This window comes from Pseudomonas sp. DR48 (genome assembly GCF_019823085.1).
Classification (GTDB): domain Bacteria; phylum Pseudomonadota; class Gammaproteobacteria; order Pseudomonadales; family Pseudomonadaceae; genus Aquipseudomonas.
Map to the genome: position 1 here is coordinate 1304388 of NZ_CP081946.1, position 19892 is coordinate 1324279.

At 58.6% G+C, this 19892-nt stretch carries 16 protein-coding genes; 2 read left to right on the forward strand and 14 right to left on the reverse strand.

Annotated elements, in window-relative coordinates:
- Nucleotides 1-62: 62 nt before the first annotated feature.
- From K5K95_RS06045 to K5K95_RS06055, 3 genes are all read right to left on the reverse strand, one after another.
- Nucleotides 63-221: a YqaE/Pmp3 family membrane protein gene (locus K5K95_RS06045; RefSeq protein ID WP_007904205.1), complete on the reverse strand. Its 159-nt coding sequence runs from the start codon at nucleotides 219-221 to the stop codon at nucleotides 63-65.
- Nucleotides 222-304: 83 nt separating this feature from the next.
- Entirely contained in the window at nucleotides 305-625 is a 321-nt protein-coding gene (locus tag K5K95_RS06050) for a helix-turn-helix domain-containing protein (protein ID WP_222588721.1), read from the reverse strand.
- Between the two features lie 252 nt (nucleotides 626-877).
- Entirely contained in the window at nucleotides 878-2110 is a 1233-nt protein-coding gene (locus tag K5K95_RS06055; RefSeq protein WP_222588722.1) for an aspartate aminotransferase family protein, read from the reverse strand.
- 169 nt (nucleotides 2111-2279) lie between these two features.
- On the opposite strand from K5K95_RS06055, the gene K5K95_RS06060 reads away from it, so the two are divergent.
- Nucleotides 2280-3209 carry a LysR family transcriptional regulator gene (locus K5K95_RS06060; RefSeq protein WP_222588723.1) on the forward strand — a complete coding sequence of 310 codons (930 nt, stop codon included), beginning with the start codon at nucleotides 2280-2282 and terminating at the stop codon, nucleotides 3207-3209.
- Nucleotides 3210-3436: 227 nt separating this feature from the next.
- Here K5K95_RS06060 and K5K95_RS06065 read toward each other — a convergent pair whose 3' ends face one another.
- From K5K95_RS06065 to K5K95_RS32995, 5 genes are all read right to left on the reverse strand, one after another.
- Nucleotides 3437-5215: an acyl-CoA dehydrogenase C-terminal domain-containing protein gene (locus K5K95_RS06065; RefSeq protein ID WP_222588724.1), complete on the reverse strand. Its 1779-nt coding sequence runs from the start codon at nucleotides 5213-5215 to the stop codon at nucleotides 3437-3439.
- A gap of 188 nt (nucleotides 5216-5403) precedes the next feature.
- Entirely contained in the window at nucleotides 5404-7200 is a 1797-nt protein-coding gene (locus K5K95_RS06070) for an acyl-CoA dehydrogenase C-terminal domain-containing protein (RefSeq protein WP_222588725.1), read from the reverse strand.
- Nucleotides 7201-7290: 90 nt separating this feature from the next.
- A complete protein-coding gene (locus tag K5K95_RS06075) occupies nucleotides 7291-8580 on the reverse strand; it encodes a GGDEF domain-containing protein (RefSeq protein ID WP_090179019.1) in 1290 nt (429 codons plus the stop codon).
- A 150-nt stretch (nucleotides 8581-8730) separates the two neighbouring features.
- Nucleotides 8731-10872 (reverse strand): cytochrome-c peroxidase, encoded by a 2142-nt coding sequence (locus K5K95_RS06080; RefSeq protein ID WP_222590300.1) that lies wholly within the window; start codon nucleotides 10870-10872, stop codon nucleotides 8731-8733.
- Between the two features lie 1013 nt (nucleotides 10873-11885).
- Entirely contained in the window at nucleotides 11886-12017 is a 132-nt protein-coding gene (locus K5K95_RS32995) for a hypothetical protein (RefSeq protein WP_261398136.1), read from the reverse strand.
- Between K5K95_RS32995 and K5K95_RS06085 the strand changes: the two genes are divergently transcribed.
- Complete coding sequence (locus K5K95_RS06085) at nucleotides 12016-13791, forward strand: hypothetical protein (RefSeq protein ID WP_222588726.1); 1776 nt, start codon at nucleotides 12016-12018, stop codon at nucleotides 13789-13791. The two genes, K5K95_RS32995 and K5K95_RS06085, sit on opposite strands and share 2 nt — an antisense overlap.
- A 79-nt stretch (nucleotides 13792-13870) precedes the next feature.
- Here K5K95_RS06085 and K5K95_RS06090 read toward each other — a convergent pair whose 3' ends face one another.
- The 6 genes from K5K95_RS06090 to bioF form a co-directional block, all read right to left on the reverse strand.
- Nucleotides 13871-15676, reverse strand: a complete 1806-nt coding sequence (locus tag K5K95_RS06090) for a phenylacyl-CoA dehydrogenase (RefSeq protein WP_090179015.1) — start codon at nucleotides 15674-15676, stop codon at nucleotides 13871-13873.
- 278 nt (nucleotides 15677-15954) lie between these two features.
- On the reverse strand, nucleotides 15955-16251 hold the full coding sequence (locus K5K95_RS06095; RefSeq protein WP_222588727.1) for a pyrroloquinoline quinone biosynthesis protein PqqE: 297 nt from the start codon (nucleotides 16249-16251) through the stop codon (nucleotides 15955-15957).
- A 111-nt stretch (nucleotides 16252-16362) separates the two neighbouring features.
- Complete coding sequence (gene bioD, locus K5K95_RS06100; RefSeq protein ID WP_222588728.1) at nucleotides 16363-17043, reverse strand: dethiobiotin synthase; 681 nt, start codon at nucleotides 17041-17043, stop codon at nucleotides 16363-16365.
- On the reverse strand, nucleotides 17040-17852 hold the full coding sequence (gene bioC / locus K5K95_RS06105) for a malonyl-ACP O-methyltransferase BioC (RefSeq protein ID WP_222588729.1): 813 nt from the start codon (nucleotides 17850-17852) through the stop codon (nucleotides 17040-17042). The genes bioD and bioC overlap by 4 nt, the downstream gene beginning before the upstream one ends.
- Entirely contained in the window at nucleotides 17845-18576 is a 732-nt protein-coding gene (locus K5K95_RS06110) for an alpha/beta fold hydrolase (protein WP_222588730.1), read from the reverse strand. Before K5K95_RS06110 ends, bioC begins: the two co-directional genes overlap by 8 nt.
- Nucleotides 18569-19747: an 8-amino-7-oxononanoate synthase gene (bioF, locus tag K5K95_RS06115; RefSeq protein ID WP_222588731.1), complete on the reverse strand. Its 1179-nt coding sequence runs from the start codon at nucleotides 19745-19747 to the stop codon at nucleotides 18569-18571. The genes K5K95_RS06110 and bioF overlap by 8 nt, the downstream gene beginning before the upstream one ends.
- Nucleotides 19748-19892: the final 145 nt, after the last annotated feature.

The following is a 19892-nucleotide window of genomic DNA, read 5'->3' on the forward strand; positions in this document are numbered from 1 at the left end:
TTGCAGAAATCCCTGTAGGAGTGAGCCTGCTCGCGATAGCGGTCTATCTAAGGTCGCTAAACTCAGCGCTTGGCGATGATATACACCGCATGCACGATCCCCGGAATGTAACCGCACAACGTCAGCAGAATGTTCAGCCAGAACGCGCCGGCGAAACCGACTTGCAGAAACACACCCAATGGCGGCAACAGAATGGCAATGATGATTCGAATAAAGTCCATGGGGTAGCTCCTGATTGAAGTTGGCTCGTGTGAGCCACACAGTCAATCGACCAGCGTCATTCGTCAGGGTTCAGTGCGGACCATCAGGCCAATATCTCAAGACCGTGTTTCTGCACGATGCTCAACAACTTCAGCGCCATGCCACTGGGGTGTTTATCCCCTGCCTCCCATTTCTTTACTGTCGAAGCACTGGTGTTCAAATAACGAGCGAACACGGGTTGGCTGACATTGTTGCGCTCGCGCAGCGCTTTAATCTGCTCTGCATCAATTGACTCTGGCACCGTTGCAAGGCACGACTCGTCGAATTCGCGCATGGTTGCCTTGCTGATTGCTCCGACAGCAAACAGGGCACTGGCCGATTCGTGTATCGATTCAGACACTTCACTTTTGAATTTTTTACTCATGAGATATCTCCACAAACTCCTTCATATCCAGCAGGCGCCCGATATCCATCTCGGTCAGCCCTGCGTATGACTCGGCTAACTCGCTCAAGTCGACCAACTGTCTCAAAAAGCCATTTATCGAGCGGTTGCTCAACCGCTTATTGCATTTGGCAAAACGCAGAGACAAAAAAACGCCCCACGCGAAAAGATCCAACGTGGGGCGATGCGTTATTACCGCGAGACGGTTCGGAAATTCGTGCAGGTCGGGTCTGATCAGACCGCGATACCTTTGCGGCACTGCAATTGCGCGGTGCGTACTCGGGAGAAGGCACGGGCCAGTCGCAGGAGCATTTCGTCGATGTTGGCTTTGCTGACGGTGAGCGCCGGGGTAAAGCGCAGGCAGTCAGGTTGCGGGGCGGTGAGCAGCAAGCCTTCGTACAACGCTGACTTGACGACGGCATCAGCAGAATCGTCGGACAGGCTTAGCCCCCAGAGTAATCCTTGCCCGCGTAACTCGCCGTGACCATAACGATGGGACAAACGCTGCAAGCCTTCGCGCAGGTGCTGGCCGGTTTGCCCGACATGATCGAGAAAGCCCTGGTCTTGCACACTGTCGAGGACCACCAGCCCGGCGACCGTCATCAGCGCGTTGCCGTGATGGGTGCCCGCAAGGTCGCCGATGTCGAAACAGCACGCCTTGCCTCGCGCCAGCAACGCCGCCAATGGCACGCCACCACCGAGCCCGCCACCGAGGACGATGATGTCTGCCCGAACGCCGTAGGACTGTTCGGCAAGCAAGGTGCCACAGCGACCGATACCGGTTTGCACTTCGTCGAGGATCAACAAAATACCCAGTTCCCGGCACAGGTGTTCGACACCTTTGAGGTAAGACTCGGTGGCTGGAATCACTCCGGCTTCGTTCTGGATCGGTTCGAGCATGATTGCCACGGTCCGGGCATCGACCGCCGCGTGCATCGCCATAAGGTCATTGAAAGGAACGTGGTGAAAGTCTCCAGCGGAAGTCATCCCCGGACGTTGGCCATTACTGGCCACAATAATCCGAGAAGCTCCACCGCGATGACGTTGACCCCATTTACGCGCCAGTTGAATCGCTGCGTCACACGCCTCGCTGCCGCTGTTGAGCAGGTAGGCCTGATCACTGCCGGTATGGGCGCAAAGCTGCTCGGCAAGGCTGAGCATGCCGCGGTTATGCAAGCCGAATCCCGGATTGATCAGCGACCGGGCCTGCTCCGAAATCGCGTTGACCAGCACCGACGGGCTGTGCCCCAGGCTATTGGCGCCGCCGCCCTGTGAGAAATCCAGGTACGCGCGGTCATCGCTGTCCCACAACCATGAGCCCTGGCCCCGGACGAAAATCTGGCTCGGCCGCTCGACACTGGGCATCAGGAACTCACTGGAGAGGTTGTCGCTACGCGATGGCCGGAAAGTATCGACGGCCAGGTCATCAAGACTCGGCGGATTGCGCCGCAAACTGAACAAATTCATGCAAAAAAGCCTCGCGAGAGGTTTTTTGTCTTACCTATGCAAACACCATCGAGGTAAACGGTATTCATCGCGTTCTATGGCCCTGTAAGCCTTGTGAATGCGGTTAGACTAGGCCCAGGCGAGGCGTTGAGCCATTTCGATTTCCCAGCATTTTCGATAAGTACACCTTATGGATTTCAAGCAACTGCGTTATTTCGTCGCGGTCTACGAAGAAGGCCACGTGGGCCGGGCCGCCGAGCGACTTTCCATCTCCCAGCCGGCACTGTCCCAGCAGATCCGTCAGCTGGAACAAAACCTCGATGTGAGCCTGTTCGAGCGCAGCAGCAAACGCCTGTTGCCCACATTGGCCGCACACACGCTGTACAACCATGCCCTGCCCTTGCTCGATGGCTTGCAAAGGGCGCGCGAGGCGTTGGGCAATTTCAAGGGCCAGGCGTTACGTACCTTGGCCATCGGCGTGCTGCAAACGGTTCACAGCAGCCTGGTGCCCCAGATGCTTGAACGCGTGCGCAAGGCGCAGCCGCACCTGGTTGTGCAGATTTATGAATTGACCGGGCTGGAGATCGAACGCCGGCTGCTCAATGGCTCACTCGATATCGGTATCAGCTACCTGCCGCCTCGTCAGCCGGGTCTGCACGGCGTGATGTTGTACGAAGATGAACTGACGCTGGTGATCCCGGCGGACCACCCGTTGCGTGAATTCAAGAAAGTCTCGATGAGTCAGGCCGCCGAATTGCCGATGCTGTTGCTGGGGGAAGAGTTTCAGGTACGGCAGATCTGGCAGACACAGCTGGCCAATCTGGGACGGCGTCCGCAGGTGCAGGCGGAGCTGAACAACATGGCGGGGATACTCGACAGCTTGCCCCACACGCGGCTGGCAACGGTCCTGCCGGGGCGCTCGCAAAAGGCCCTCGACAATAATGAACTGCTTTGGAAACCGCTGACCGAGCCGCGGGTGCCGCTGAAGGTCGGGTTGGTGTGCCGCGATGTGCAACGGCAACAAGCTTCGCTGGCCTTATTGCGGACATTGCTGGAGGAAGTCATGAATGGGCCGGATGACCGCTTGAACAGCGCGCCAACTCTCGACGCACTGAGCTGAATACTTTTCTGCAGGCAAAAGAAAACCCCGCCGAAGCGGGGCTTTGCAGACTGTTTCCCTGACATCCATTTCACTCCGCCGTCCTGGCAGAATCCTACGTGTCCGTGTTGTTGCTTTGCGCTTCCTGCGCGACGTCCATGTGAAGTAGATTAGCTCTGGATCCAATCTTCGCATATGGGAAAACAGCAGTACGTCATGTAAGAGAATGCTTACATGACGCTACATAGTCAGAACTGTGCGGCGTCCAGCAGGAACAGCGATTCGCTGCCGGCCTTCACCGACGCGCTCAACGAGTGAATGCGCGGCAGCAGGCGGGCGAAATAGAACCGCGCCGTGCCCAACTTGCTCGCGTAGAAATCGTCCTGCGCTTCTTTGCCCAAGGCTGCCTTGGCCATCAATGCCCACATATAGGCGTAGGCTACGTAACCGAAGGTTTGCAGGTACTCGACCGACGCAGCGCCGATTTCGTTCGGGTTGCTTTTCGCGCGGTCCAGCAGCCAGGCGGTCAGTTCGTCGAGGGTGGTCACGGCATCGTTCAGCGGCTTGGTGAACTCCGCCAGGTCAGCGCTGGCCGTGGCGGTGAAATGACGAATCTCGTCGGCAAACAGGTTGTAGAACGCACCGCCGGTGCCGACGATCTTGCGTCCGACGAGGTCCAGCGCCTGAATGCCGTTGGTGCCTTCGTAGATCTGGGTGATACGCACGTCGCGCACCAGTTGCTCCTGGCCCCACTCACGGATGTAACCGTGGCCGCCAAAGATCTGTTGGCCATGAACCGTGGTTTCCAGGCCCAGATCGGTGAGGAACGCCTTGGCCACCGGGGTCAGCAATGCCACCAGGTCTTCAGCACGCTTGCGGGTGGTCGCGTCTTCGCTGAACTTGGCGGTGTCCAGTTGCATCGCCACGTAAGTCGAAAAGGCACGGCCGCCTTCGTTCGAGGCTTTCATGGTCAGCAACATGCGACGCACGTCCGGGTGGACGATGATCGGGTCAGCGACTTTGTCCTTGTTCTGCGCGCCGGTTGGCGAACGACTTTGCAGACGGTCGCGGGCGTACTCGATGGCGTTCTGGTAGGAGCGCTCGCCCGTGGCCAGGCCCTGGATACCGACGCCCAGACGCTCGTAGTTCATCATGGTGAACATGGCCGCCAGGCCTTTGTTCGGCTCACCGACCAGATAGCCCACGGCTTCGTCGAAGTTCATCACACAGGTCGCAGACGCCTGGATGCCCATCTTGTGTTCGATCGAACCGCAGTTCGCCGGGTTGCGCGCGCCCAGGCTGCCATCGGCATTGACCATGAACTTCGGCACCAGGAACAGCGAAATGCCTTTCGGCCCAGCCGGTGCATCCGGCAGCTTGGCCAGCACCAGGTGGATGATGTTTTCGGTGAGGTCGTGTTCACCACCGGTGATGAAGATCTTGGTGCCGCTGACTTTGTAGGAACCGTCGGCCTGAGGTTCGGCCTTGGTGCGGATGATCCCAAGGTCCGTGCCGGCGTGCGGTTCGGTCAGGCACATGGAACCGGCCCAGACGCCCGCGTACATGTTCGGCAGGTAAGCGGCTTTCAGCTCGTCGCTGGCGTGGGCGTTGATCGACAGGCAGGCGCCGGCGGTCAACATCGGGTATAGACCGAACGACAGACTCGCGGAGTTGACCATCTCTTCGACTTGCGCCGAAACCGCCTTGGGCATGCCCATGCCGCCGTAGGTCGGATCGCCACCGACACCGACCCAGCCGCCTTCAGCGTAAGTCTGATAAGCCTGTGGGAAACCTGCCGGCGTGGTGACGGCACCGTCCGCCCAATGGCAACCTTCTTCGTCAGCCGCACGGCTCAGCGGCGCGATGCTTTTGCTGGTGACTTTGCCGGCTTCTTCGAGAATGGCCTCGACGGTTTCCGCATCGACGGTATCGGCCAGCGCAGGCAGTTCGGCCCAGAGTTTGGCGACCTCGAATACTTCATTGAGGACGAAGCGCATATCGCGCAGGGGCGCTGTGTAGTCAGCCATGGCAAACCTCGCAAGATCTTTACAGGTGATTCGTAGGAATAGTGCTTTCGTTGGGTCGGAGTGTACCCCAACAACTTTTGCGACACATAGGGTCAGCCAGTGACCGTTTTGTAATGTTTAGTCACTGACTAAACAGTCATGAAAAAGCCCGCATTAGCGCGGGCTTCCTTTGTCACTGGTTTTAAAGATTAAAGCGCAAACAACTCCGCCGGCAGCTTCATCAGGCAATCACTGCCCGCCTCAATGGCGGCACGATGAGCGGCGGTGCGCGGCAGCAATCGCTTGAAGTAAAACTCGCTGGTCGCCAGTTTGCCCTCGCAGTAATCGGCATCGCCGCTGCCAGCATCGAGTTGGGTCTGGGCCACCAGCGCCATGCGCAGCCACAGATAGCCGAGGATGATGTAACCGCTGTACATCAGGTAATCCACCGACGCAGCACCGACTTCGTCCGGATTTTTCATCGCGGCCATGCCGACCTTGGTGGTCAACTCGCCCCACTGCTGGTTCAGCTCGTTGAGCTGTGCCACGTAGCTGGCCAGCTGCGGATGTTCAGCGTTCGCTGCGCAGAATTTGTGGACGATTTTGGTGAAGCCGCGCAGCAGTTTGCCCTGGCTGCCAAGCACTTTGCGCCCGAGCAAATCCAGCGCCTGAATGCCGTTGGTGCCTTCATAGATCGGCGCAATCCGGCAGTCGCGAACCAACTGCTCCATGCCCCATTCGCGAATGAAGCCGTGACCGCCGAAAACCTGCATGCCGTGGTTGGTCACCTCCAGCCCAGTGTCGGTCATGAAGGCTTTGCAGATTGGCGTGAGGAACGCCAGCAGGTCTTCGGCATACTGGCGCGCGGATTCATCCGGGCTCAGGTGCGCCGCGTCCAGCAGCTGCGCGGTGAAGTACGTCAGCGCGCGGTTGCCTTCGTTGAAGGCTTTCATGGTCAGCAGCATCCGCCGCACATCGGGATGAACGATGATCGGGTCGGCGGCTTTTTCGGGGGCTTTCGGACCGGTGAGCGAACGCATTTGCAGGCGATCGTTGGCGTACTTGATCGCCCCCTGGAAGCTGGCCTCGCCCAGACACAAGCCCTGCATTCCGGTGCCAAGCCGCGCATGGTTCATCATGGTGAACATGCAGTTGAGGCCTTTGTTCGGCTCACCGATCAAGAAGCCCTTGGCCTCATCGAAGTTCAGCACACACGTGGCCGACGCCTTGATGCCCATTTTGTGCTCGATAGACCCGCAGGAAACACCATTGCGCTCGCCCGCTTCACCCTCGGCATCGGGCAGGAATTTGGGAACGATAAACAACGAAATACCCTTGGTGCCCGCCGGAGCGTCCGGCAGTTTCGCCAACACCAGATGAATAATGTTGTCGCTCATGTCGTGCTCGCCGGCAGAAATGAAAATCTTGCTGCCGGAGATCGCATAGCTGCCGTCGGCCGCGGGCACCGCACGGGTCTTGATGATGCCCAGGTCGGTGCCGCAGTGGGCTTCGGTCAGGCACATGGTGCCGGTCCACTGGCCTGCGGTGAGTTTGCTCAGGTAAGTGTTTTTCTGTTCTTCGGTGCCGTGGGCGTGGATGGCTGACATCGCGCCGTGGGTCAGGCCGGGGTACATGCCCCAGGAGGTGTTGCTGGAGCCGACCATCTCGCTGATAACCAGCCCCAGCGAACTCGGCAGACCCTGACCGCCATACGCCGGATCAGCCGCCAGTCCATGCCAGCCGCCTTCCACGTATTGTGCGAATGCCTGCTTGAAGCCTGTAGGCGTCGTTACCACGCCATTGTCGAAATGGCAGCCTTCTTCGTCGCCGCTGCGATTGAGCGGCGCAAGAACGTTCTCGCAAAACTTCGCGCCTTCTTCGAGGATCGCATTGACCATGTCCGGACTGGCGTCGGTGGCGCCCAGCGCTGCGTAGTTGGTGTGGAAGTCGAAGACGTGGTCGATCAGAAAGCGCATGTCGCGCAAGGGGGCTTTGTACTCGGGCATGGTCATTTCTCCGTCAGCAGATCATTCAAACCTACTGCCGCCCACCACGCCTCACAATCACAGTCCAGACGCTGAATGCGCCATCATCACTCAACCCGCAGCGGTGTCCATGCGTACCGCGCCACGGCGGCTCTGACCGAACGCCACCACACAGTTTCGCCCGGCGCCCTTGGCGCTGTAGAGCGCTTCATCCGCGGACTTGAGCACTTTTTCAGGGGTGCGCTGATCCACTCGTTCGGCGACGCCAATGCTGACGGTGACCGAAACACTGGCAGCACCCGGGCCCGCGCGCCGCTGACGACCTTGCTGATCGTCCTGAGGCCGACTGTCCTGGTTGCGCAGCTGAATGTTGTACGTGGCGATGGATTCGCGAATGACTTCCAGGTGCGGCATGCACTCTTCAAGCGTCTTGCCCGCGAACACCAGCGCAAATTCCTCACCGCCATAGCGATATGCCCTACCGCCCCCGCCGATTTTCGACAGCTTGCTGGCGACAAGTCGCAATACCTGGTCGCCGACGTCGTGACCGTGGGTGTCGTTGAATTTCTTGAAGTGATCGACGTCGCTCATGGCCAGCACATAATTGCGTCCCAACCGCTGCATCCGTTCGTTCAGGGCTCGACGCCCCGGCAAACCGGTCAGTTCATCGCGAAAGGCCATTTGATAGGCCTCGTGGGCGACCGCTGCCGCAATCATCAGCATCACCTGACTGCACATGATGTTCAGGGTGAACGGCAGGATGAACGTTTTCGGCAGCGCCCAGAACAAACCCAGCAAACCCACCAATTGCGCGGCGTGCAAGGGTCTCGGGTTGCGCCAGTATTGCCAGCTCAGCAGCAGGAACGATGCGATGAACACCGGATAGGACAGCTGGATCAGGCTCATCCACGCACCATGCAGGGCTGGCCAGCGAATTTCCGACAGCCACAGCAGCAGAGCCTGTGGGTAACTTTGCTCCAGGCCCAACGCGATACTGCCGACGGCCAGCAAGACAGCGAAGCGCGCCACCATGTCCTGAAACAAGTGGGTGCGTTCCTGCCAGGCACCGAACACACCGAACATCAACGGTAACAACAGGCAACACAGGTGAAACACCACGGCGGCGTCATCGCGGACTTTGCCGTTGTCGCGGTAATAGTCGGTCTGCGTATCGAGCAGGAAGTAGGCGATGTACACCGTGACCATCAGAAACAGCTCTCGCTGACGTCGGTAAACCGCGCAATACGCACCGCCAAGCAACAGCACCAACGTGGGCAAAACGTTGAACAGCGAGGTGAAGAAGACGTTGAGATCCTTGACGTAGGCAGCCGCCAGCCCCGCAAGCAATAGCAGCAAAGACGGTAAAAAATGGCTGAAACGTACAGCTGAAGAACGCGGCAAGGGTAAAGCTCCGACCGTCATAGCAATAGATGGCATTGTGCCCACGCACTGTAACGGCAGAACCCCCGATTTGCTGAGTGAAATACTGCGGAATTTACAAAGGGCGTCACTGGCGTCCATCAACCGCCAGTGACGCAAAGGGAATCAGGATTACAGGTCGTTGTTGAACGGTTGCAGTGGCCCCTCCAGACTTGGGCGACCTTCAGCACCGACCGGTTTGAGCTGGATTTCGGCATCCTGCGCTTGCCGGGTAGTGATCTTCGGACTCGCCGGCTTTTGCCCGACGGAGTTTTCATCACCCTTTTCGCCCTGTGGCAGCACCAGCGAAGGATGATCAAACGGTGCCCGTTCCCATGCGACCCGTGGATCGGTCAGTCCGACTTCCATGAATTTGACCAGTGCATCCACTTCATCCGGGGTGAGGTTCAGCCGAGTCATGTCCGGATCGAGGTTTGAGCCGTTGTGCTGATTAACCGTAGGGTGGTCAAAGCCACTGGTATTGCTGGCATCTTCACCACGCCGGTCGCCGCCACGGTTATAGAACTCCATGACCTGACGCAGCGTCGCGCGACTGCCGTTGTGGAAATACGGTCCGGTCAACGCGATGTTACGCAGGGTCGGCGTCTTGAAGGCGCCATCGACCGCGTCGCGGAAACCGACATTCGGCTTGAGCGTCGCATCACAAGGGATCGCCGAGCTCAAACGCGCTTCGAAGGTGCATACATCGACCTCCAGCGGGTCAGGGATCTGGCCGCCCTGGAGTAGGGTGTTGTACTCGCGAGTGAAGGACAATGGATTGCCCCAGGCATCCGAGCCACCGAGGGCCAGGTCTTCCGACGTTGGACGCACCCCGGTGTTGTAGAAGCCGTTGTCATACAGCGTGGTCAGGTTGTCGGCCATAACCATGCGCTCGATCCGTTCCCGGGGATGGAACAGCAACCGGCTGCCGGCGTTGGTCAACTCCGCACCGCCGTGGCAACTGATGCACTTGCCCTTGCCCAGGAACAGATTCATGCCCTTGACCTGCTGGTCGTTCATGGCCGTATGATCGCCCTGCAAATAGGCATCCAACGGCGCCTGATCCGAGATCAGCGTGGATTCATACATCTGAATCGCCAGCCCGAAGAACAGCGGGAAATTCGCTTCCATCTGGGTGTAGGGCGCACCACCCAGCGAGACCTGCTGCGTGGCATTCCACAAGCGCGGCTGGAACGCGTTCTTGATCAGCTCACGGTAGGTCGGCCGGCGGGCGCCGGACACTGGGCCCAGTACCGAATCGGTAGACGAAATCCGCTGCTGCTTGAGCATCAAGGTGTCGAGCATGCGCCGGCCAATGTCGGCGAAGGTACGACCGCCGCAGGACATTTCCACCGGACTCCCGGGAGGCCCTACCGCTTGTGAAGCGGCGGAAGCATCCTTGAGCGCCAACCTGACTTTGGTCGCCACGCCACTGCGATCGCTGGTCACGAAAATCCCGGCGTCAGGATCGCGATTACCAAATGGAGAGAAGCCGTTGAAGACGTTATTGGCGCGGCCATCCCAAAAATTACGCACGTTGAACGCGGCATTGATCACCGTGGGTGCGTTGCGCCCGGTGCTGCGGCGAACATTGATGCCACCGACCTGGAAGATGCCGTCCGGTTGCTGAATGCACTTGTCGAAACGAGCCTGATGAGGTTTGACGAAGTTAGCGTCGAATACGCCTTGGGACCCAATCACATCGTCGCTCGAATAGACAATCGCCGAATTGCGATCCATCGGATCAGCCAACACATGCGTCGGAAAGTCATCTTTCTTCAGCAGGTAGTTTGGGCCGCCCTTGCCTCCTGATTTAGTGGTGTAGCTCGGCACGTCGCCTGGAATGTCCGAGGCGGTGAACGGCTTGTTGAAGATCGACGAGACGTTCGCGTTGGTGTTCGCCTGACCTGGATTGATCTGGTTGGTGGTGCGGTGATCAACACCCGCGTGGAAGTGGCAGGAGGCGCAAGCCGTCGAACCGTCACTGCCGATCTCCATGTCCCAGAACAGTGCTTTGCCCAAGAGAACCGCCGCAGAGCGATTAAGCACGTAGTCGGTCATGAGATCGACTTTGCGCCCGCCTTCGGTTCCCGACGGGTCGGGCGGTACCATCCCACGCAGCGATTGCAGAGTGGGCACGTCCGGTACAGGAGGATCGACCGCTACCGGGTCGGCAGCCCAGGCACTCGCGGCCGGTAGACCGATGGTCAGTAGAACGCCCGCCATCGCACAGGCTAAACGGGTAATTCGATAGAGGTCCAAGTACTTAAACATCATGACATTCTCTATTCAGTACGGAGTAGCCAGGCTCCGGGATTGTCCTGTTGCGAGATGAACTCATCGCCACAATGCTTGCCGCTTGCACCAGTAGTTACACCACTCGAAATGGCTCGGGCAAGGCAACGCATAACTGGCAAAGTACTCTCTTGGCTCAGGCTTGATTAAGACACTGCTCTGTCACACCGACGGTGCGCTTAACCGAACTTTAGCTGTAACAAAAGATTTCAACCGAAAAAAATCAAAATTTTTTTCTGAATCGATTCAAATAAAAATGCCTTGCAAACACACCCCACACACATAACAAAAAAACTACAAACGCCTCCCCCTCAAATTTGGTGAACTTCCCCCCAATACTGGGTAACAACCCCCAATGCAAGCAAACACCGGATTGCATAGGAACCAAAACTATATGATTTTAAAGGAAAATATTTTTTAAGATTTATTTTTACGGTTTGGCATAGCAAATGCTCAATCACTCTTAATGGAAACTAAATTAATTTACCGAACTGTATGTAAGCCTGGTTATCAGGGGGATAGCCTTTTATAAGAATCAAACACTCCGCGCGTGCACTAGTTGCACTGCGCGAGCTATGGCTTTTATTTAACATCACGACAAAAATTTTTGGTTAATCCGCCAATACATTTTTCTTGAAATATCATTCCGCCCGGAGTAGATATAGACAACCTTTCTCATTCACTACTTAGTGCCAGACTGATACAGCGAATACCTAAATCTCACTTCGCACACTCCCAATCCTGGGCATATATCCCCCCCTATGTTGGTGGGTATTAATTCGATAGCGTCATGCGCAACATCATCCCTGGCCGCGCAGCCCGCAATTTGAGTGTGTCGGCGGTTGTTTGTGTCTAATTGTTTCAAAACAGGCACGACAACTGCTTTGTACGTTTCAGGCTCAAGGAAATGTCTCTCGCGTTTGCGTCCATAACCGGCCGACGCAACGCAGGTGAAAGCATCCGAACGGCAAGTGTCAACCTCACGCAGGCACTTACACCGCTGGATCGGGCCAAAATTCGACACTCACGGCTTTGCGTTTTTCCTGCGCAGGATTCAGCGCATCAGCAAATCCAAGGGCTCGATTGGCCGGCAATTGGTCTTGCAAGATACTGGAGTGAGCCATGAGCTTATCTTTGTACGAAAAAACGCTCGGCATACCGCTGCTGCCCAACAAACGACTCAACGGCATCTTCAGTCGCCGAGCATTGCTCGCCAGTGCCGTCGCTGTCGCACTGACCATGGGTGGTGGCGGAGTTGCATTTGCCAAAAACGGAGCTGGCGGCGGTGGTGGCGGCGGGACTGCCAAGCCCCCGGGAACGCCCTCGCCGTTCACGACTCCCACACTGCCAGACCCGCTTTTTACAAACCCGACTGCGATACATGGGTTTGACGTTACAGGCTTTATCCAGAACATGACGCTGGACACCTCTAATGCGAATTGCCCCAATACCAGCGACCCGGGCCGCTATGGGGGGACCGTTCAATTAAACGGCGTCACGATTACTGTTCCTTGCAACACCGTTATACAGATGCCGGCCAACACCCTGACCTGGGCCGACTTCGTCAGGGGTGGAACCCTGGCGCTCGGAAAATCTGCGGCGGCCTACCCCTCGTTCGAGATTCATGTGGTGGGCAATAGCGTCTCCAACAAGCAGATTGCCGGGCTGATCTTTGTCTCCCAGCAATCAGTCAACGCGGGAAGCGGTTTCATTACCCGGATCGACTACACCAACGGCAACCTTGAAGTTGACAGCGGGAACCCGACGCAACCCACGATTATTCAGATCAACGACCCTAGCGGACGTTTTGGTCGCCCCCAAAGCCCCGACCCACGCTTCTCCGTCGATGATGCCAACCCGACCATCCATGCCGCCACCGGCTACCCGATGTGCGTGCCACGCACTATTTCCGGAGACGATGCGCTCTGCCCACAGAAAAACCGCCCAAAAGTGGTCACCCCGACCACGACCAACAACTGCCGCAATTTCAGCCAGGCCGGCGTCACGCCTCCGGCCAGTGGGGAACTCTCGGCGCCAGTGGTGGGGCAGGTCTATTGCAGCCAGTACGTCATGAAGAGATTCAGCGATGCTACACGCACGGCGACGGACCCCGACCCGACACAACAGGCACCCTTTGAAGTCGGCGACTTCATCAGCTGGTCCGGTACGCTGTTCAAGTCCGCAACATCGGGGGCCCCGGACTTCATTTCTGCACACACGATCGAGGCGAATGTCGGGATCTACACTCAGCCTGGTTCGCAGCCCAGCTACCTGGCTATCGGGGAATTTGGCATCGGTACGGCCGACCCCGCCGCAACGGCCATCAACGGGGTAGCCCAAGAGACGCAGGACCGGATTTTCCTTGAAGCCTCGACCACCGACATCAAGACCCCGGTCGACATCTATCTGATAGATGTCAATCCATCGACAGGTGTGCAAACCAATCGCTGGGTTACACCCTATGAGATGACGGGTGAATGCAACCCTGCGCTGGGCCTTGCGACCGGTTGCCTGGGAGCCTCGGGGGGCATTACCACACAGAACACGGGCCCTCAGCCACAACGTGCCAGATTACGTGCGACCAAAGCGCCAGCCGGGCTTCTTAGCCAGCCGACACGTACCTTGCGCGTCGTTGCACGATCACTTTGCGTGCCACAGCAAAGCTTATCCCAGACCGCCGTGGACAGTTGCCTCCAGAATGCGGGCAGGCTGACCGTCGCCAATGGACTGATTGCCGGACAGTATGTGGCACCGGTGTTTGAGTTCATCTTTCCGGAAGGCGTCAAGCCTGGCGATCCTGTAGTGCCTAACGACTTCTGGCATCTGCCGTTCATACGTAATGGCGAAGGCGTGAGCACCCCGACTGGCGTCGGCCCGCTGGATCCGACGCCATGGTGATCAAGGCCTGACCTCGGCGCAAAAAAAAACCGCCGCTCCCGGAGGAAGCGGCGGTTTTTTTGAAGGACCGCGTTAAGGCTTAGTAGCCCAGCGCGAAGTCTTCTTCTTTCATGTCCATCAGGTTGTTGGCGCCCGACAGCATGGTTGCAACGTGAGTGCGGGTACGCGGCAGGATGCGCTGGAAGTAGAAGCGCGCAGTCTGCAGCTTGGCGGTGTAGAACGCCTCTTCGGAAGTGCCGGCAGCCAGTTTCTCGGCAGCCAGGCGCGCCATGTCAGCCCAGAAGTAGGCCAGGCAGGCGTAACCGGAGTACATCAGGTAATCCACCGATGCCGCGCCGACTTCTTCGCGATCTTTCATGGCAGCCATACCGACCTTCATGGTCAGCTCGCCCCACTCTTTGTTCAGCGCTGCCAAGGGCTCGACGAACTCTTTGACGGCTTCATTGCCTTCGTTGGTCTGGCAGAACTTGTGGACGATCTTGGTGAAGCCTTTCAGAGCTTCGCCTTGAGTCATCAGCACTTTACGGCCCAGCAGGTCGAGTGCCTGGATACCGGTGGTGCCTTCGTACAGCATCGAAATGCGGCTGTCGCGAACGTTCTGCTCCATGCCCCACTCGGCGATGAAGCCGTGACCGCCGTAGATTTGCACGCCGTGGTTGGCGGATTCGAAGCCGACTTCGGTCATGAAGGCTTTGGCGATTGGCGTCATGAAGGCCAGCAGTGCGTCGGCTTTCTTCTTCTCTTCTTCGTCCACGCCGTATTTGACGATATCGACTTGTTTGGCAGTGAAGTAAACCATTGCACGGTTGCCTTCGGCGAACGCCTTCATGGTCAACAGCATGCGACGTACATCAGGGTGCACGATGATCGGGTCAGCGGCTTTTTCCGGCGCTTTCGGGCCAGTCAGGGAACGCATTTGCAGACGATCGCGAGCGTATTTCAGGCCGCCCTGGAAGCCGATCTCGGCGTGAGCCAGACCTTGCAGCGCGGTGCCCAGACGTGCGGTGTTCATAAAGGTGAACATGCAGTTCAGGCCTTTGTTCGCCGGGCCGATCAGGAAACCGGTAGCCGCGTCGAAGTTCATCACGCAGGTGGCGTTGCCGTGGATGCCCATCTTGTGTTCCAGGGAACCGCAGGTCACAGCGTTGCGAGCGCCGATCGAACCGTCTGCGTTTGGCATGAACTTGGGAACGATGAACAGCGAGATGCCTTTGGTGCCAGCCGGTGCATCCGGCAGACGTGCCAGCACGATGTGGACGATGTTGTCGGCCATGTCGTGTTCACCGGCCGAGATGAAGATCTTGGTGCCGGAGACTTTGTAGGAACCGTCGGCTTGAGGTTCAGCCTTGGTACGCAGCATGCCCAGGTCAGTGCCGCAGTGCGGTTCGGTCAGGCACATGGTGCCGGTCCATTCGCCGGACACCAGCTTGGTCAGGTAAGCCTCTTGCTGCTCAGGCGTGCCGTGTTCGGAAATGGTGTTCATCGCGCCATGCGACAGGCCTGGGTACATGCCCCACGACCAGTTGGCTTCGCCAACCATTTCGCTGACAGCCAGACCCAGGGATTCCGGCAGGCCTTGGCCGCCGTGCTCTACGTCGTGAGCCAGGCTTGGCCAGCCGCCTTCAACGAATTGCTTGTAGGCTTCTTTGAAGCCCGTCGGGGTTTTAACGCCGGACTCGCTCCAGGTGCAGCCTTCGGTGTCACCCACGCGGTTCAGCGGAGCCAGCACCTGCTCACAAAACTTGGCGCCTTCTTCGAGAATGGCGCTAACCATGTCTGGAGTTGCGTCTGCACAAGCCGGAAGGCTCTGATAGTGCGCTTCGTAGCCGAGCAGTTCGTCACGAACGAAGCGAATATCACGCAAGGGGGCCTTGTAGTCAGGCATAGCGATAAACCTCTGCTGATGTAACCGGGAATGAACGACCGTGTTGATTTGTTGTGACGGTCAAACAGTTGTTTGAAACATACGTTTACGCCCAAATCTTGTCAAGCGCCGATCTTTTGCCGTTCGTCATCACGCCAGACAAATGCTCGGCGCGCGACCGCGCACCGCCGTTGAACGAGCAACACGTTATGTAGGGAAGATTAGTTGAGAGAGAAGGACTTACGCACAAAAACGCCGCGAATAGTCGCGGCGTTTTGAGAGACGGATTCAGCGAGGGATCAAGCGAAGGTATCGATCAACGTTCCCAGCATTTCATCGGAAGCCTTGGCGACCTTTGCACCGGCCTCGACCTGGAACTTGCCTTGTGCCATCTCGACCATGTTGCTGGCCAGGTCCGATTGCTGACTGCGGTCTACCGAACGCAAACGATCGACCTGAGCTTCGGAAGACTGGCTCGTCACCGAACGTTCGACGGTATTGCCGGCGATCTGGCTCGAGGCCTGATCGACACGGTTCTGCCCTGCCTGAATAGCGTTCAGACCGGCATAAAAAGCGCTGTTTCCTGAGATTTCCATAAAGGACCTCGTCCTGCAAAGGATCAACAGTGGCCATTGAAACAGACCCACTGACAAAAGACCCGACAAAAACACTAATGGCACAGTGCCTTGTCATAGAGAGAACCGACGTCAGTCGAGCAAATCCAGCTGAAGATGCTCCGCCACCGCTTCGGCCGTCACCGATTTGAGTTTCGGCACGCGCCCAAGACAAGGCGCAGGAATCCGCTCGGCGAGGGTCGCGAGGTTCTCCTCCAGCCGCGAGGTCTTCGGATCGATGATATTCGCCACCCAACCTGCCAGCTGCAAACCGTCCTGGGCAATCGCTTCGGCCGTCAGCAGCGCATGATTGATGCAACCCAATCGCACGCCGACCACCAGAATCACCGGCAAGCCCAGCGCCTTCGCAAGGTCGGACAGATTGTCCTGATCGGCCAACGGCACGCGCCAGCCGCCAGCGCCTTCGATCAAGGTGAAATCGGCCTGCATGTCGAGAATCTCGAGCATGGGGGTCAACAGTGATTGCACCGTCAGTGCCACCCCGGCCTCCCGCGCCGCCAGATGCGGAGCGATCGCTGGCTCGAATGCCACCGGATTGACCTGTGCATAAGTCAAAGGCAATGAGCACTCGGCCAGCAGCGCCAGCGCATCGGCGTTGCGCAATCCCTTGGGCGTCACGTCGCAGCCCGAGGCGACCGGCTTGCCCGCCGCCGTACTCATGCCCGCCGATCGCGCAGCATGTAACAAGCCTGCAGCAACGGTGGTCTTGCCGACATCAGTGTCAGTGCCGGTGATGAAATAGGCTGCGCTCATACGGGTTTCTCCAACACGGCGTAGACCACCTGATAAGTCGCTGGCAGTCCTTTGGCCTCACGAAACTGCTCATAAGCCTCGATCAAGCCGAGGATACGCGCCCGACCGGTCAAACCACCCGGTCGACCGGGGTTCAGGTTGTGCGCACCCAACGCCTTGAGCTCATGGGTCAGGCTGCGCACGTCCGGGTAATACAACACGTGAGGAAGGGCCTGCAGACTTGTAATGCCCAGGCCACTGGCCGCACACAGCTGTTGATAAACGTCCAACTCGCGGAAGCGATTGACATGCACCATGCCATCCACCACACGCCAGCTGTCACGCAACTCGAACAACGTCCCTACACAAAGACTAGCAAACGCGAAAATCCCGCCCGGTTTGAGTACCCGGAACGCCTCGCTCAGCACCGATTCGAAGTCCGCACACCACTGCACCGCAAGGCTGGAGAAGATCAAGTCGCAGGTCGAATCCCGCAGTGGCAAACGCTCCGCATCGCCGGCAATGAAATGACTGGCACCACCCAATGGTCGGGCGTGGTTGAGCATGCCTTCGGCAATGTCCATCGCCAAGCCGTTACCCGAGGGGAATCGCTCGCCCAGGGCCCGACTGAAATACCCGGTGCCGCAGCCCAGATCCAGCCAGACACGCGGAACAAACTCGCCCGGCAAAAGGCTCAACAATTGGTTGCCGACATCGCGCTGCAATTGCGCCACGCTGTCGTAGCTCGCCGCCGCACGGGAAAAGGAGGCCGCTACCTGGCGCTTGTCGGGCAAGCCGCCGGGCAGATGGGGAAAAGATAAATCAGTCATCACCGGACTCGTGCAAAAAGGCCTGGATCGCCCCGGCCACGCCGTGGGGGTCTTCCAGAAGAAACGCATGGCTGGCCTGTTCGATCAGGCCGATTTCGACATCCGGCAGCAACGCCAGCAAGTCCCCCGCTGCTTCAGCCGGGACCAGCCCGTCGAGGCCGGCGAACAAATGCAGTTGTGGGCCGCGGAACGCCTGCAACGCCTGGCGCGTATCCAGTTGTGCAAGCAGCTCCAGACCGCTCATGAGAATCGATGCGGACGTATTCGGCGCACCACCGAGCAACAATCGCGACAGTCCGCGAGGATCTTCCGAACCCTGAGCGCAAAGCAGTGAAAAGCGTTTCAACGTCAGGCGCGGATCAGCCTTGCAGCCGGCCAGAAACGCATCGAAAGTCTCGCCGGCCATCGCGCTCGGCCATTGCTCATGGGCGACAAAAGAAGGGTTGCTCGCCAGCGTCAGCAAACCGCAGCAACGATCACCACGCCGCGCCGCCAACTCGGACGCGAGCATGCCGCCAAGCGACCAGCCGCCGAGCCACGTATCCTGCGGCACCGTTGAATCGAGTTCATCGAGCCATTCTTCAAGATCGCTTGATTGCAGTTCCGGCAACGGCTCGATCTCGACCCGCAGGTGTTCATCCAGCCCTTGCAGCGCTGCCGCCAAAGGCTCCAGCGGCGAAATGCCGAGACCCCAGCCGGGAAGCAGAATCAGTCGATCACGCATGGCTTGGCTCCGGTCCAAGTTGTTGAAAACAATCGGCCAGTCCATTCAACAATAGCTGTACCTGCGCCTCGCTGTGGGCGGCGGTCAGCGTCACACGAAGACGGGCGCTGCCGGCAGGCACGGTGGGCGGACGTATCGCCGTTACCATCAGACCGCGCTCACGCAGCATCTGCGACAACCGAACCGCACGCCCGGCGTCGCCGATCATGATTGGCTGGATCGGCGTGAAGCTGTCCATGAGTTCCAGGCCAATCTGCTCGGCGCCATGGCGGAACTGGCGGATCAGCGTTTTCAGATGCTCACGCCGCCAGTGCTCTGTGCGCAGCAACTCGAGACTCTTGAGCGTCGCGCAAGCCAGCGCCGGCGGTTGGCTGGTGGTGTAGATGTAGGGACGGGCAAACTGGATCAGGCTTTCGATCAGCTCTTCGCTGCCGGCGACAAACGCCCCGGCCGTACCGAAAGCCTTGCCGAGGGTCCCGACCAGCACCGGCACGTCTTCCTGGCTCAAACCGAAATGCTCGACGATCCCGCCGCCATTGGCGCCCAGCGGACCAAACCCGTGAGCGTCATCGACCATCAGCCACGCCCCCTTGGCCTTGGCTTCCCGGGCCAGCGCCGGCAGGTCGGCGATATCGCCGTCCATGCTGAACACGCCGTCGGTGACCACCAGCGTATTGCCGGTCGCTTTCTCAAGACGTTTGGCCAGGCTCGCCGCGTCGTTGTGCAGATAGCGATTGAAACGCGCACCCGACAACAAACCGGCATCGAGCAAAGACGCATGATTGAGACGGTCTTCCAGCACCGTATCGCCCTGCCCGACCAGCGCAGTGACCGCACCGAGATTGGCCATGTAGCCGGTGGTGAACAGCAACGCACGCGGTCGACCGGTCAGATCGGCCAAGGCTTCTTCCAGCGCGTGATGCGGGCTGCTATGACCGATGACCAGGTGCGAAGCCCCTCCGCCAACACCCCAACGAGACGCACCGGCGCGCCACGCCTCAATCACTTGCGGGTGATTGGCCAGGCCCAGGTAATCGTTGTTGCAGAACGCCAGCAACGGCTGGCCGTCAACCACCACTTCCGGGCCTTGGGGGCTTTCGAGCAGCGGGCGCTGGCGATAAAGGTTTTCGGCACGACGGGCAGCAAGGCGTGCGGCGAGATCAAATGACATGCAGGCCTCGGCGGTCAGATCACAAACTCAATGTGGGAGCGGGCTTGCCCGCGATAGCGATCTATCAGCCGATATTTATGGTGATAGTGACGCCGTCATCGCGGGCAAGCCCGCTCCCACAGGGTTTTGCATTTGTTCAGAAAGG

What these genes read in the sequence shown, in the direction of transcription:
- K5K95_RS06045 (WP_007904205.1), bottom strand. Translation starts at nt 221, where the DNA reads ATGGACTTTATTCGAATCATCATTGCCATTCTGTTGCCGCCATTGGGT.
- K5K95_RS06050 (WP_222588721.1), bottom strand. Translation starts at nt 625, where the DNA reads ATGAGTAAAAAATTCAAAAGTGAAGTGTCTGAATCGATACACGAATCG.
- K5K95_RS06055 (WP_222588722.1), bottom strand. Translation starts at nt 2,110, where the DNA reads ATGAATTTGTTCAGTTTGCGGCGCAATCCGCCGAGTCTTGATGACCTG.
- K5K95_RS06060 (WP_222588723.1), top strand. Translation starts at nt 2,280, where the DNA reads ATGGATTTCAAGCAACTGCGTTATTTCGTCGCGGTCTACGAAGAAGGC.
- K5K95_RS06065 (WP_222588724.1), bottom strand. Translation starts at nt 5,215, where the DNA reads ATGGCTGACTACACAGCGCCCCTGCGCGATATGCGCTTCGTCCTCAAT.
- K5K95_RS06070 (WP_222588725.1), bottom strand. Translation starts at nt 7,200, where the DNA reads ATGCCCGAGTACAAAGCCCCCTTGCGCGACATGCGCTTTCTGATCGAC.
- K5K95_RS06080 (WP_222590300.1), bottom strand. Translation starts at nt 10,872, where the DNA reads ATGTTTAAGTACTTGGACCTCTATCGAATTACCCGTTTAGCCTGTGCG.
- K5K95_RS06085 (WP_222588726.1), top strand. Translation starts at nt 12,016, where the DNA reads ATGAGCTTATCTTTGTACGAAAAAACGCTCGGCATACCGCTGCTGCCC.
- K5K95_RS32995 (WP_261398136.1), bottom strand. Translation starts at nt 12,017, where the DNA reads ATGGCTCACTCCAGTATCTTGCAAGACCAATTGCCGGCCAATCGAGCC.
- K5K95_RS06090 (WP_090179015.1), bottom strand. Translation starts at nt 15,676, where the DNA reads ATGCCTGACTACAAGGCCCCCTTGCGTGATATTCGCTTCGTTCGTGAC.
- K5K95_RS06095 (WP_222588727.1), bottom strand. Translation starts at nt 16,251, where the DNA reads ATGGAAATCTCAGGAAACAGCGCTTTTTATGCCGGTCTGAACGCTATT.
- bioD (WP_222588728.1), bottom strand. Translation starts at nt 17,043, where the DNA reads ATGAGCGCAGCCTATTTCATCACCGGCACTGACACTGATGTCGGCAAG.
- bioC (WP_222588729.1), bottom strand. Translation starts at nt 17,852, where the DNA reads ATGACTGATTTATCTTTTCCCCATCTGCCCGGCGGCTTGCCCGACAAG.
- K5K95_RS06110 (WP_222588730.1), bottom strand. Translation starts at nt 18,576, where the DNA reads ATGCGTGATCGACTGATTCTGCTTCCCGGCTGGGGTCTCGGCATTTCG.
- bioF (WP_222588731.1), bottom strand. Translation starts at nt 19,747, where the DNA reads ATGTCATTTGATCTCGCCGCACGCCTTGCTGCCCGTCGTGCCGAAAAC.